Source organism: Hymenobacter sp. UV11 (genome assembly GCF_004684095.1).
In the GTDB taxonomy this organism is placed as follows: domain Bacteria; phylum Bacteroidota; class Bacteroidia; order Cytophagales; family Hymenobacteraceae; genus Hymenobacter.
In genome coordinates this window covers 453984-467111 of record NZ_SRII01000004.1, presented here as the reverse complement: position 1 = coordinate 467111, position 13128 = coordinate 453984, and the positions used below count along the sequence as shown (strand labels likewise).

General features: G+C 63.3%; 11 protein-coding genes and 1 riboswitch. Of the genes, 7 read left to right on the top strand and 4 right to left on the bottom strand.

The annotated features are described in order from the left end of the window. Window positions 1–45: 45 nt before the first annotated feature. Window positions 46–1422, bottom strand: a complete 1377-nt coding sequence (locus tag E4631_RS09385; protein WP_262709788.1) for an Nramp family divalent metal transporter — start codon at window positions 1420–1422, stop codon at window positions 46–48. Window positions 1423–1603: 181 nt separating this feature from the next. On the opposite strand from E4631_RS09385, the gene E4631_RS09380 reads away from it, so the two are divergent. Beyond that, window positions 1604–2611 carry a cation diffusion facilitator family transporter gene (locus tag E4631_RS09380; RefSeq protein ID WP_133656097.1) on the top strand — a complete coding sequence of 336 codons (1008 nt, stop codon included), beginning with the start codon at window positions 1604–1606 and terminating at the stop codon, window positions 2609–2611. Window positions 2612–2688: 77 nt separating this feature from the next. On the opposite strand, the gene E4631_RS09375 is transcribed toward E4631_RS09380, so the two are convergent. Continuing rightward, a complete protein-coding gene (locus E4631_RS09375; RefSeq protein ID WP_133656098.1) occupies window positions 2689–3297 on the bottom strand; it encodes a DNA-3-methyladenine glycosylase in 609 nt (202 codons plus the stop codon). Window positions 3298–3469: 172 nt separating this feature from the next. Further along, window positions 3470–3692, top strand: a riboswitch (cobalamin riboswitch). Between the two features lie 163 nt (window positions 3693–3855). On the opposite strand from E4631_RS09375, the gene E4631_RS09370 reads away from it, so the two are divergent. After that, window positions 3856–5898, top strand: a complete 2043-nt coding sequence (locus E4631_RS09370; protein WP_133656099.1) for a TonB-dependent receptor — start codon at window positions 3856–3858, stop codon at window positions 5896–5898. A 59-nt stretch (window positions 5899–5957) separates the two neighbouring features. Next, the gene (locus E4631_RS09365; RefSeq protein WP_133656100.1) at window positions 5958–7028 is read left to right on the top strand and encodes a YncE family protein; all 1071 of its coding nucleotides are present in this window, start codon (window positions 5958–5960) and stop codon (window positions 7026–7028) included. A 177-nt stretch (window positions 7029–7205) separates the two neighbouring features. Here the strand turns inward: E4631_RS09365 and E4631_RS09360 are convergent, their stop codons facing one another. Continuing rightward, window positions 7206–7475, bottom strand: coding sequence for a hypothetical protein (locus tag E4631_RS09360; protein WP_133656101.1), 270 nt, complete (start codon window positions 7473–7475; stop codon window positions 7206–7208). Window positions 7476–7639: 164 nt separating this feature from the next. Between E4631_RS09360 and E4631_RS09355 the strand changes: the two genes are divergently transcribed. Together E4631_RS09355 and E4631_RS09350 are read left to right on the top strand one after the other, a co-directional pair. Further along, a complete protein-coding gene (locus tag E4631_RS09355; RefSeq protein ID WP_133656102.1) occupies window positions 7640–7993 on the top strand; it encodes a hypothetical protein in 354 nt (117 codons plus the stop codon). An 8-nt stretch (window positions 7994–8001) separates the two neighbouring features. Then, on the top strand, window positions 8002–8574 hold the full coding sequence (locus E4631_RS09350; RefSeq protein ID WP_133656103.1) for an AraC family transcriptional regulator: 573 nt from the start codon (window positions 8002–8004) through the stop codon (window positions 8572–8574). A 95-nt stretch (window positions 8575–8669) separates the two neighbouring features. Here the strand turns inward: E4631_RS09350 and E4631_RS09345 are convergent, their stop codons facing one another. After that, a complete protein-coding gene (locus E4631_RS09345) occupies window positions 8670–9005 on the bottom strand; it encodes a four-helix bundle copper-binding protein (RefSeq protein ID WP_133656104.1) in 336 nt (111 codons plus the stop codon). A 221-nt stretch (window positions 9006–9226) separates the two neighbouring features. Between E4631_RS09345 and E4631_RS09340 the strand changes: the two genes are divergently transcribed. Beyond that, window positions 9227–10645 (top strand): hypothetical protein, encoded by a 1419-nt coding sequence (locus tag E4631_RS09340; protein WP_133656105.1) that lies wholly within the window; start codon window positions 9227–9229, stop codon window positions 10643–10645. Between the two features lie 107 nt (window positions 10646–10752). Next, on the top strand, window positions 10753–13086 hold the full coding sequence (locus E4631_RS09335; protein ID WP_133656106.1) for a DPP IV N-terminal domain-containing protein: 2334 nt from the start codon (window positions 10753–10755) through the stop codon (window positions 13084–13086). Window positions 13087–13128: the final 42 nt, after the last annotated feature.

Below are 13128 nucleotides of genomic sequence, written 5' to 3'. Positions count from 1 at the left end.
AAAATGGACCTTGTTATGGATTTTTATTAAGGTGCCCCCTACCCCCTACTCATTCCCCAGCATCGTTTGCCAGAGCAAATACACGTTCAACACGATAATCAACCCGGCCACGGCCCAGGCCAGCACGCGCATCCAGGGGCGGTTCACGAAGACGCCCATTTTCAGCTTGTCGTTGGTGAAAAGCACCAGCGGCACCACGGCAAAGGACAGCTGCAGCGACAGGATAACCTGGCTGAGTACCAGCAGCTGGCCGGTGCCTTTTTCGCCGTAGATGATGGCCACCACCAGCGCTGGCACCACGGCCACGAGCCGCGTAATGAGCCGGCGCAGCCAGGGCTTAAGCCGCAGATTCAGAAAGCCTTCCATCACAATCTGGCCAGCCAGGGTGCCCGTCAGCGTCGAGCTTTGGCCCGAGGCCAGCAGGGCAATGGCGAAGACGACACTGGCCGCACCCGCGCCCAGCACCGGCGTTAGCAGCTTGTGCGCGTCGGCGATGTCGGCCACATCCTCGTGGCCCTTGCCGTGGAAGGCGGCGGCGGCCGTGACCAGAATGGCCGCGTTCACGAAAAACGCCAGAAACAGCGCCACCGTCGAGTCGATGGTGGCAAACTTGATGGCCGAGCGCTTGCCTTTTTCCGTCTGCTCAATCTGGCGCACCTGCACGATGCTGCTGTGCAGATACAGGTTGTGGGGCATCACGGTGGCGCCCAGAATGCCGATGGCCACGTAGAGCATGGCCGGGTTGGTCACGACTTGCAGCTGCGGCACCAGGCCCTTGGCCAGGCCCAGCCAGTCGGGGTGCGAGGCAATTATCTCATAGGCGAAGCAAATGAATATCAAGAAGATGAGGCCCGCTACCAGGCTCTCAATTATCTTGAAGCCTTTGTTTTGCAAGAGCAAAACCAGCAGCACGTCGAGGGTGGTGAAGGCCACGCCCCAGGGCAGGGGTAGGCCGAAGAGCAGGTTGAGGGCGATGGCCGAGCCGATGACTTCGGCCAGGTCGCAGGCGGCAATGGCAATTTCGCAGAGCACCCACAGGCCGATGGCTACGGGCTTGGAGTAGTGGTCGCGGCAGGCCTGGGCCAGGTCGCGGCCGGTCACGATGCCCAGCTTGGCCGCCAGGTGCTGCAACAGCATGGCGAAGAAGTTGGAAATCAGCACCACACTTAGCAGCGTGTAGCCGAAGCGGGCGCCGCCGGCCAGGTCGGTAGCCCAGTTGCCGGGGTCCATGTAGCCTACGGCCACCAGCAGGCCCGGCCCCCAGTAGGCCCGAAACTTGCGCCAGAACGAGGCGCCCTCGGCCGGCACCTCAATGCTGGCGTGTACTTCACTTAGCGAGGTGCCCTGGCGGGCGTGGCGCCAGCCAGCCTCGGGCGTGGCGAGCTTTTCAGCGTCAGTAGCAGGGATAGCAGTTGGTAGCAAAGCGTAGGTTATCAAGAACTAAGACAAAGGTAAGGGCAATTTTTAGGCTAACCTAAAAATATTTTTAAGCCACCCTAAATACTGATTTTCTCCGAAAAAAGTTGCCTTCCGGGCCACGCAGGGGGGTAGGGGCCGGAGTGCGGGCAACCGTGCCGACCTTTGTGAGCCCAATCTGCTTTTTATGTCCGCATCGCCTGGCCTCAAGCGCCGCCTGGGCCTGCTCTCGCTGGTCGTGAGCATCGTCTTGGTGCTCACCAAGTTCTACGCCTACCGCCTCACCTTATCGCAGGTAGTGCTCACCGACGCGCTGGAGAGTATTATCAACGTGTTTACCAGCGGCTTTGCGCTCTACAGCCTCTACCTGGCCGACTTGCCCAAGGACGAAAATCATCCCTACGGCCACGGCAAAATCGAGTACCTGTCGGTGGGCTTCGAGGGCGCGCTGATTTTTATCGCGGGCGTTTTTATTCTTTATAGCGCTACGCTGAGCTTTCTGCACCCGCACCCGGTGGCGCGGCCCGACTGGGGCGTGGCGCTGCTGGCGAGCACGGCGGTGGTCAATTTTGGGCTGGGCCTGTGGCTGATACGGGCCGGGCGGCGGGTGCAGTCGGTGGCGCTGGTGGGCGATGGCAAGCACCTCTACATCGACGCGCTCACGAGCATCGTGTCGTCGGCGGCGCTGGTGCTGGTGCATTTCACGGGCATCATCCGCTTCGATTCGGGCGCGGCGCTGGGCCTGGGCGCGTTTATCTTATTCAATGGCTACCAGCTGGTTAGAAGCTCGGTATCGGGCCTTATGGACGAGAGCGACCTTTCGACCGTGGCCGAGGTCATTGCCGAATTGCAGCGCCTGCGCCGCCCCTGCTGGATAGATGTGCACAACCTGCGCGTGCAGCGCTACGGCGCCAACCTGCACATCGACTGCCACATGCAGATGCCGTTTTACTTCTCCTTGGAGAAGGTGCACACCGAGATTCACGAAGTAGAAGAGCTGATTCGGGCGCGGTTCGCGGCCGTGGAGGTCGAGATGTTTGTGCACGCCGACCCGTGCTCCTACGCGGCCTGCTCGCTGTGCCACATGCCCGAGTGCCCCGTGCGCCGCCACGCCTTCGAGCACGAAATCGAGTGGGACATTCATAATGCCGTGAAGGACGAGCGGCACCACTTGTCAATTATCAATCATCAGTAATCAATTATCAGTCGTTTTGCTGGCGCACTTGACGTGTAAGAACGGCTGATAATTGATTACTGATGATTGATAATTGACTACTTCGCCGGGCTGGCCCACTTGCTGTCCTTGAGGCGGAAGCGCCAGGGTAGGGCCACGGCTTCGGCACCAGCGTATTCGAGGCCCACGCGGGAGCTGGCGATAATATTTTCATTGTCAACTACTTCGCCAGCGTCTTCCAGCCAGATAGTTGGCCCCGTTAGCAGCTCGCCGTTGAGAGCGGGCGTGAGGCCCAACGCCTGGCTCAGCACGCCGGGGCCGGCGGTGAGGTTGCGGGCCACCTTGGGCAGGCCGCGGCGGCGCAGCATTACCTCTATGCCAGCGAGCGGCTCGATGGCCCGGATGAGTACTGCGTCGGGGTGCGCGGCGTCGTTGACGGTGAGGTTGAAGAGCGTGTGCACCCGGTACACGGTGTAGAGGTAGGCGTGGCCGCCGGGCTGGTACAGCGCCTGCGCCTGCCGGGCCTTGCGCTGCAGGTGCAGCGTGATGCTAGGGTCGCCCTCGTGCCGGTAGGCCTCCGTTTCGACGATGCGGCCGGTGGTCAGCTCGCCGTCGATGCGGGTGCACACGCGCTTGCCTAGCAGCTCGCGGGCGATGGCGAGCACGTCGGGCCGCTGATAAAAAGCAAGGGGTAGGGTATTTGTCATTGCGAGCGTAACGAAGTGGAGCGCGGCAATCGCACCCGAGCGATGTTTAGACGACTCGTTCGGGTGCGATTGCCGCGCTCCACTTCGTTACGCTCGCAATGACAGACGGTTTGGCTAACCGCTTCTTGCCCCTTGATAATTGCTCATTGCTCACTGATAATTGACAATCCCCTACCTTTGCACCCGCCACGGTGACCAGACTCCTACCCACGGAGCGAGGTTGAAAAGGGAATCCGGTTCAATGCCGGAGCTGTCCCCGCAACTGTACGCGCTACATCGGGGTGGGCACCCCACGCCACTGCTGGCTTTGGTTATTACTTGATAACCAGGCTGGTGGGAAGGCAGCCCACCCGGCAGCGCAAGCCAGGAGACCTGCCAGGGCATTCACAGGTTCAGCGCTCGCGGAGGACGAGCGGAGAACGAGCGCGCTTGCCCGCACCCGGCCGCCAGGCTGGGGGTAGGCGATAGCGCTCGGCCTCAGCCCCGGCGTGCTTTCTGGCTTCGGCCCGAAAATCTCCACGGGGTTTTGGACTGAATTTTCGTTGGAAAATTTAGTTCGTGTTGGTTTTCAAGTTTTTAGCGAAATCAGCTATCGGCTCTTTGGGCCGGCGGCGCGGCTGTGTCCTGGCGGCGCTACTGGCGGCCGGCGCCACCGCGCACGCCCAAACCGCGCCCAGCCGCCCTACCGCCCCCACCCGGCCCGACACGCTCACCACCCGCGCCCACCGGCTGCCCGAGGCGCAGGTGCGCGCCGTGCGGCCCGAGCGCTTTGCCGTGGGCAGCCGCCGACTGGAGGTCGACTCGGCGGTGCTGGCGCAGTACCGCGGCGGCACCGCCACCGACGTGCTCGGCGGCCGGCTGGGGCTGTATATCAAGAACTACGGGCCGGGGCAGCTGGCTACTATCTCGCTGCGGGGCACGGCGGCGCAGCACACGGCCGTGCTCTGGAACGGCCTGAATATCATGCTGCCCACGCTGGGCCAGAATGACTTGTCGCTGCTACCCATCAGTGGCAATACGCAGCTGGCGGTGCAGCTGGGGCCGGCCGCCGCGCTCTACGGCAGCGGGGCCGTGGGCGGGGCCATTGTGCTGCGCACCGAGCCCGACTGGCGGCCCGGCCTGCGCGGCAGCGTGCAGGCCGATGCCGGCAGCTTTGGCCTGCGGGGCGGCAACGTGGAGGCCCGCGCGGCGAGCGCCACCCTGGCCGTGCGGGTGGCCGCCAGCTACCGCCAGGCCCAAAACGACTACCCCTACCTGGTGCGCGAGCCCGCCGGCCTGGTGCGCTACACCATGCAAAACGCGGCCCTGCGCCACCAGTGGAGCTTCAGCCCTGACCTGGCGTGGCGGGTGGGCGCGGCCGGCGAGCTCACCGCCTCGGTGTGGCTGACCGACGCCGACCGCGAGATTCAGCAGGGCACCAGCGTGGCCGGCTCCAACGCCCGCGAAATTGACCAGAGCCGCCGCCTAGTGCTGGGCTACCGGCGCACCACCAGCGGCGGCGGGCAGTGGTCGGTGCGCGGGGCGTGGTTTGAGGACATTATCAATTACTCCGACCAGGGCGCCATCAGCAACTCGCGGGTGCGCACCACCCAGAGCCAGGCCGACTACACGGCCCCGCTGGGCCCGCGCGGCAGCCTGCGCCTGGGCCTGGAGGCCCAGCACTTCGCGGCCCTGGTGGATGGCTACGGCGACGAGCCAATTGCCGAAAACCGGGCCGCTGCCTTTGCCCTGCTGCGCTACGACCCGCGCCCTACCCTGCGCCTGTCGGCCAACCTGCGCCAGGCAGCGCTACCGGCCGGCCTGGCGCCCCTCACGCCCACCGTGGGCCTGGAGTGGGATGTATATCAGCCGCTTAATTCGGCCTCTGATTCCCTACCCCCCGCTCAGCGGCCGGGCCTCACGCTCAAGGCCAGCGCGGCGCGCACCTACCGCGCCCCTACTCTTAATGAGCGCTACTGGCGGCCCGGCGGCAACCCCGACCTGCTGGCCGAGGCCGGCGGCGGCTACGAAGTGGGCCTGCGCCATCGCCTGGGCTCGGCCGCGCACCTGGCCCTCGAAACGGAGCTGACCGCTTTTTCTCAGCTCGTGGATAACTGGGTGCAGTGGCTGCCGCTGGGCGCGGGCGGCGCCTACTCGCCGCGCAACCTGCGCCAGGTGCGCAGCCAGGGCCTGGAGGCCAGCTCGGCGCTGCGTCTGCGCCAGGGTCGCTACCGAGGGGCGGCGCGGATTAGCTACGCCTTCACCTCGACCCAAAAAACCCAGGGCATCGCCGCTGATACCGACCCCGTGGGCGTGCAGCTGGCCTACGTGCCGCTGCACCGCGCCACCTTTAGCACCGACCACGCGTGGCGCGGCTGGCTGGCCAGCACGGCGTTCACCTTCAGCAGCTTTGCCTACACCGATGCGTCGGCCAGCAGCTTTTTGCCGGCGGTGGGGCTGCTGGGGGCCACGCTGGGCCGCACCGTGCCCCTACCCCACCACACCGGCCTCACCCTGCTCGTGCAAAGCACCAACCTGCTCAACCGCCGCTACGACAGCTACCCGGCCCGGCCCGCGCCGCCGCGGGCGTTCAGCGTCAGCCTGCGCTTCGATTATCAGTGATTTTCAATTTTTTACTTCTTCTTTTTTCAGCTGATTGACCTCAGCATTTTTCTTTCCCTATGAAAAAATCTCTGCTTGCTCTATTGCTAGGCGCCACGGTGCTGGTGGGCTGCGACCCCAAAAACGAGGACGCCGGGCCGTCAGTGCCGGCTTCGCCGGGCGTTTATATCCTGAGCGAAGGCCAGTTTGGCAAGGGCGACGGCACCATAAGTGCCTTCGGCACCGCCAGCAAGGCGCTGCTGACGGATGCTTTCGGCACGATTAACAACGGCTCAGCGCTCGGCGATGTGATACAGGATATGGGCATTGCGGGCACCCAGGGCTACATCTGCGTCAATGCTTCCAATAAAGTGGAAGTCGTAAGCGTGCCCGATTTCAAGTCCCTGGCCACCATCCGCAACATCCGGCAGCCGCGCTATTTTGCCGCTACCTCGGCCACGCGGGGCTACGTCACGTCGTGGCGCGGGCCCTACACCAGCTACCAGCCCGGCAAGGTGATGGTGCTGAACCTGACCACCAACACCGTTATCGACAGCATCACGGTGGGCCGCAACCCCGAGCAGCTCATCGCGCTCAACGGCCTACTGTATGTACCTAACAGCTATGATAATACGGTATCTATCATTGATGCGGCTACCAATAAGGTAACGTCTACCGTCACTGTCAGCGATGGCCCGCGCAACGTGGTGGCCGACCAGGCCGGCAACATCTGGGCGCTGTGCTCGGGCTTCACGGTTTACAATACAGTGTCGCCGTACAATGTTATCAGCAGCACGCCGGGTGCCCTGGTGCGCTTTGCGGCGGCCAGCCCGGCCACGCAGCTCAAGCTGGCTTTTGCCGGGGGTAGCCCCAGCCAGCTGCGCATCAGCCCCGACAAAACCCAACTTTATTATGGCTTCAACGGGGCCGAGTATAAGATGAGCACGACGGCCACGGCGCTGCCCACTACCCCCTTCATCCGCCGCAACTTCAACGGCTTTGGCATCGACCCGCGCGACAATACGCTCTACGCGGCCGTTTCGACCGGCTACACCACCAACGGCCGCTTTCTGCGCTACCCGGCCGCTGGAGGAGCCGTTATCGACTCATTCACGGTGAAAGTAGGGCCCAACGGCTTCGTGTTCTACTAAATCGCAGATTAAGCAGATGGCGCTGATTTCGCAGATTCGAACGGCGCTAAAATGCTCTTCTTAAACATAAAAAGGCCTCCCTTTCTTCGCGAAAGGGAGGCCTTTTTAGTAATAATGTAGGGGCGTGCGCGCCGTTCGAATCTGCGAAATCAGCGCCATCTGCTTAATCTGCGATTATTAGTCGGCTACGCCGTCGTGGTTCTTATCGGCCGAGCGGGCAGCATTGTTGTAGAGCTGCTTGCCCGTGGGGTGGCGGGCGGTATCCTGGCTGAGGCCGGCGGTGAGCGAATCACCGTTGGTGGTGCCCTGGCGCGGCAGCGCATACTCTCCTTTGTACGAGCTTTGCTCTACGTTGACGGACCCCACCTTCGGGTGGTCGCTGCAGGCGCTAAGAACAAGAGGAAGGGCAAAAGCTAGCCCGAGCAAGCGGAAAGTGCGGGTAGTCATGGAAATAGAAAAAAATAGCGGCCGCCCCCGGCGAGGGCAGGCAGTGAGGAAAACTGGCCGCAAGGTACTACCGCCGCCCCCAGCGAGGCCAGGGCGGCACCCAAAAAACAAGGCCGGCCACCCGGCCGCGGCGCAGTTGCGGCGGCGGCGGTAAATTTGCCCCAATGGCTCGCCCTACCCCCCCTACCCGCTCGCAAAGCCTGCGCCGCCGCCTGGCCGCCTATAATTGGCGCCGGGTGGGTGTGCTGGCCACCATCAGCTTTGTGCTGAGTGCCAGCCTGGTACTCTATCTATTTGGCTTCGGCGACCGGTTTGTGGGGCGGCTGGCGGGCGCATTTTTCATAGGTTTTTGTTTGCTATCCGTTACTTTTCTGGCCGTTATTCCGTTTATTGGGTGGGCCAGCACCCATTGGTTTGGTAAAAGCTGGCTGGGAGCCCCCACGCCGGCCCCGGCTCGCCGGGCCAGCCAGCCAACCCGCCAGTCGGCGGGGCCCCGTCGTTCACCTATTTTACCTTAATTCTATCCGTGAAAACCAATCTGTTGCACATCAAAAATATGGTTTGCCCGCGTTGCGTCGAGGCGGTTCAGAACTTGCTGGTGAAGGCTGGCTATGAGCCTACCAGCGTTACCCTCGGTACGGCTCAGCTCGCGCCGGGCACGCCCGTTGACCCCCGCGTGGTGGCCCCGCTGCTGCGCGAAGCCGGCTTCGACGTGCTGCTCGACCGCGCTGAGCAGCTGACCGAACAAATAAAGGGCGTGCTGCAAGAGTACCTGGAGCACCTGCGCACCGCGCCGGCGCCCCTCACGACTTCGGCTTTCCTGGCCGACCGCTTTGCCACTACCTACTCGCACCTGAGCAAAGTGTTTTCGCGCACCGCCAACCTCACCATCGAAAAGTACCTCATTCGCATGAAGATAGAGCGCGTGAAGGAGCTGCTCAGCTATGGCGAGATGACGCTGGTGCAGATTGCCGACCAACTGCGCTACAGCTCGGGCCAGCACCTGAGCAACCAGTTTCGGCAGGTGACGGGCCGCTCGGTGAGCGAGTTTCGGCGCCTCATGCAGCCCGAGCGCCTTTCGCTCGACGCGCTGGGGTAACGGTAAGTGAGTAGTTGAGTACATGAGTAAGGGCCACTGAGACGCGGGATAAAATCCTGTTTCAGTGGCCCTTACTCATGTACTCAACTACTCACTTACTGCTGGTAGCTTTTGCAGGCGTCGATGCAGGCTTTGCAGGCCTCGGCGCACTGCTGGCAGTGGTCGTGCTTGTGCTGCGAGCACTCATCGTAGCACTTCTGGCAAATTTCTATGCACTCCTTCATAATGTGGGGCGCGTGGGACGAGTTGCGGGCGATGAAAGCAGCCGTGACGCGGCAGATGTCGGCGCAGTCGCGGTCGGTGCGAATGCAGCCCACCATCATCTGGATATTGTCTTCCGAAAGGCAGGCATCGGCGCAGTATTCGCAGGCAGCTATGCAGCGGGCCAGGGCATCGAGGACGTTGCGGTATTCAACGGGAGCATTTTTCATACGGAAAAGGAAATAGGGAGCCGCAGTGGTGGGCTGGTTCTTTATACGGGAGGGGGTAGGCGGAGTCGGTGTAAAGTGCGGGCGTACAGCATACAAAATGCGGGGATAAGCTGCTGCTGCCCGGAATTATGTGCGCCCGCCGGCCGAACCTTACCGGCCCGGCGCGTGACCTTCGGGGAGCCGGATGCGTTAGATGAGCAGTTCATTAACTACTTCCCTGCATGCGCAAGTCTACTCTGCTTCCCCTGCTAGCCGCCGCCTTGGCTGCTACCCCCGCCCTGGCACAGCACGACCACCACGCCATGCCGGGTATGGCCATGCCCGCCGATACGGCCCACCACGACCTGAGCGGCATGGAGATGGGTAGCATGGGCGATATACCCATGAGCCACGCCTACTCGCGCAACCTGCCGATGTCGCGCAACGGCTCGGGCACGGCCTGGCAGCCCGACCAGACCGATATGTACATGTGGATGCAGCACAAAGGCCCCTGGATGCTGATGTACCACGGCGCGGCCTTCGGGCGCTACACCAGCCAGAATTTCAACCATAATGGCGCGCGCGGCCACGCCAACGCCGTGGATGGCCCCAACTGGTTTATGACCATGGCTCAGCGCCGGGTGGGCGAGCGCGGCCTACTGAACCTGAGCCTGATGATGAGCCTCGATGCACTGACCGAAACGCGCGGCGGCTACCCGCTCTTATTTCAAACCGGGGAATCTTACAAAGGCCAGCCGCTCATCGATAAGCAGCACCCGCACGACCTGTTTTCGGGGCTGAGCGTGGGCTACACCTACGCTTTTTCGAAGGATGTGGACCTGACCGCCTACCTGGGCTACCCCGGCGAGCCGGCCGTGGGGCCCACGGCGTTTATGCACCGGCTCTCGGCCATGCCCAACCCCGACGCGCCGCTCTCGCACCACTGGACCGACGCCACGCACATCACCTTCGGCGTAGCCACGCTGGGGCTGCGCTACAAGCAGTTTAAGCTGGAAGGCAGCAACTTCACGGGCCGTGAGCCCGACCAGTACCGCTTCGACTTTGACCGGCCGCGCGCTGACTCGTGGGCCACGCGCCTCAACTGGAACCCGGGTCCTACCCTGGCGCTGCAAGTCAGCCACGCCTATATTAAAAGCCCCGAGGACCTGCACCCCGACGAAAACGTGCACCGCACCACGGCCTCGGTGCTGCACAGCCGCAGCTGGGGCCAGCGCCACTACATTGCGTCGTCGCTGGTGTGGGGCATGAACAAAACTGTCGGCAAAGGCCCCGAGCACGCCGTGCTGGCCGAAACCAACCTCACGCTGGGCCGGCCCACGTTTTACGGCCGCTACGAGTTCGTGCAGAAGGACAGCGAGGAGCTGAATTTCTACATTGTCGGTCCTAATGATGGGTATGTAGCCACTGTTTTCAACGTCAATGCCTTGACGCTGGGCGCTAGCTATCGCCTTACCACGCTGGGCGGCCCGCGCGGCCCCGAGTTGAGCGTAGGCGGCCAACTCACGGGCTACGTTATCCCGGAGACACTCCAGGGAAACCGCTACGCGCCGGGCTCTTATTATGGGCCGGGCTACGGCCGCCTACCCCTCTCGGCCTCGGTGTACGTGCGCCTGAACGCGCCGTGGATGAAGGCGATGTAACGCTTGGCAGGGGGGTAGGGAGCCACCTGGGCGCGGCCCCGTCGGGCATTTGGTAATACCTTGCGCTGATAAAACGCCGGCTAATTGGCTGGTTTCCTACCCCTCTTATGCACACGTATTTTCCGGGTTTCCTGGCGGTGGCGCTCCTCGTTTCGGGAGCCGCTGCGGCCCAACAGCCTGCCCTCACGGCCGCCGACTACGCCCGCGCCGAGCGCTTTATGGGCTACAACACGCAGGCGCTGGTGGATGGCAGTATCGGCCAGCCCCACTGGCTGGCCAACGACCGGCTGTGGTACCGGGTGCTGACGGCGCGGGGCAGCGAGTTTATTGTGGTGGACCCGGCCCGCAAAACCCGCACCGTGGCCTTTGACCAGGCCAAGCTGGCGGCGGCGCTTTCTGCGGCCAGCGGCACCACGTATGAGGCGGGCCGGCTGCCGTTTCGCGACCTCGATTTTTCGGATGATGCCAAGGGCTTTGCCTTCGCGGCCGGCGGCAAAAGCTGGAACTACGACATCGTGAGCGGGAAAGTGAGCCCCGGCGCCAAGCCCGCCGCCGCGCTCAACGCCAACGTCGACAACGAGATAGATTCGCCCGACGGCCGGCTGGCCGCCTTCATCAAAGACGACAACCTGTGGGTGCGCGACACCCAGACCAACCAGCTCACCCAGCTGACCACCGACGGGGCCAAGGACTACGGCTACGCCACCGATAACGCCGGCTGGACGCACAGCGACAAGCCCGTGCTGCGCTGGTCGCCCGACTCGCGCAAAATCGCCACCTTCCGGCAAGACCAGCGCCGGGTGGGCGATATGTACCTGGTAACCACCAATGTGGGCACGCCCCAGCTCAAAACCTGGAAATACCCGCTGGCCGGCGACAAGGAAATTGCCACCATCGAGCGAGTTATTGTGGAGGTGAACCCGGCCAAGGTGGTGCGCCTGCAAGTGCCCCCCGACCCACACCGCGCCTCGCTCTCGGACGATATTTCGAGCAGCGGCACCTTCGACGACGTGGACTGGAGCGCCGACGGCCGGCAGCTGGCCTTCGTATCAACTTCGCGCGACCACAAGCGGGAAAAAATGCGGGTGGCTGACGCCGCTACTGGTGCCGTGCGCGAGGTGATGGAAGAAACAGTGCCCACGCAGTACGAGTCGGGCCAGGGCGCCATCAACTGGCGCTATTTGCCCAAAACCAAAGAAGCTATCTGGTATTCGGAGCGCGATAACTGGGGCCACCTCTACCTCTACGACGCCACCACTGGCAAGGTCAAGCACCAAATTACCAGGGGCAACTTCGTGGTGACCAAGCTGCTGCACGTAGACGAGCAGAAGCGCCAACTCTACTTCCTGGCCGATGGCCGCGAGCTGAACAACCCCTACTTTACCCAGCTCTACCGCATCGGGCTCGATGGCAAGGGCCTGACCCTGCTCACGCCGGAGGCCGGCAACCACCAGGTGGCGCTGTCGCCCTCGGGCCGCTACTTCGTGGACACCTACTCGCAGCCCGACAAGCCCGGAGCCACCGTGCTGCGCGCCGCCGACGGCAAGCTGCTGGCCACGCTGGAGAAAACCGACATCTCGCGCCTCACCGCCACCGGCTGGAAGGCCCCTACCCCCATTACGGTGAAAGCTGCCGATGGGCAGACCGATTTGTATGGGCTGCTGTTTGCGCCCACCACGCTGGAACCCGGCAAGAAGTACCCGATTATCAACTATATCTACCCCGGCCCGCAGGGCGGCGGCGTGGGCAGCTGGTCGTTTTCGGCCGGCCGCAGCGACCACCAGGCGCTGGCCGAACTGGGCTTTGTGGTGGTGGTAATTGAGGGCAGTTGCAACCCGCTGCGCTCGAAAAGCTACCACGATGGCTGCTACGGCAACATGTACGAGAACACGCTCCCCGACCAGGTGGCCGGCATGAAGCAGCTGGCCCAGAAATACCCCTACATCGACCTGGCGCGGGCCGGCATCTGGGGGCACTCGGGCGGCGGCTACGCGGCGGCGGCGGCCATGTTCCGCTACCCCGATTTCTTCAAAGTGGGCATCTCGGAATCGGGCAACCACGAAAACCGCAACTACGAGGACGACTGGGCTGAGCGCTACATCGGCCTGCTGAAGCAGAACCCCGACGGCACCACCAACTACGACAACCAGGCCAACGCCACCTTCGCCAAAAACCTGACGGGCAAGCTGATGCTGGCCCACGGCCTGATGGACGACAACGTGCCGCCCTACAACACGATGCTCGTAGTGGAAGCCCTCACCCGCGCCAACAAGAGCTATGATTTGGTGGTATTTCCGAATGCCCAGCACGGCTACGGCGCCTACTCGCCCTACATGACGCGCCGCCGCTGGGACTACTTCGTGCAGAACCTGGCCGGCGCTACCCCCCCGCCTAACTACCAGATGCAGCCCCGCCCCGACCTGCGCAACGCGGTGCAGTAGGCAGCCGCCGCGGCCTGGCAACCATTGCGCCGGGAAGAGGCT

Coding starts and splice junctions, on each gene's coding strand:
- E4631_RS09380 (WP_133656097.1), top strand. CDS start 1,604: ATGTCCGCATCGCCTGGCCTCAAGCGCCGCCTGGGCCTGCTCTCGCTG.
- E4631_RS09375 (WP_133656098.1), bottom strand. CDS start 3,297: ATGACAAATACCCTACCCCTTGCTTTTTATCAGCGGCCCGACGTGCTC.
- E4631_RS09365 (WP_133656100.1), top strand. CDS start 5,958: ATGAAAAAATCTCTGCTTGCTCTATTGCTAGGCGCCACGGTGCTGGTG.
- E4631_RS09360 (WP_133656101.1), bottom strand. CDS start 7,475: ATGACTACCCGCACTTTCCGCTTGCTCGGGCTAGCTTTTGCCCTTCCT.
- E4631_RS09355 (WP_133656102.1), top strand. CDS start 7,640: ATGGCTCGCCCTACCCCCCCTACCCGCTCGCAAAGCCTGCGCCGCCGC.
- E4631_RS09345 (WP_133656104.1), bottom strand. CDS start 9,005: ATGAAAAATGCTCCCGTTGAATACCGCAACGTCCTCGATGCCCTGGCC.
- E4631_RS09340 (WP_133656105.1), top strand. CDS start 9,227: ATGCGCAAGTCTACTCTGCTTCCCCTGCTAGCCGCCGCCTTGGCTGCT.
- E4631_RS09335 (WP_133656106.1), top strand. CDS start 10,753: ATGCACACGTATTTTCCGGGTTTCCTGGCGGTGGCGCTCCTCGTTTCG.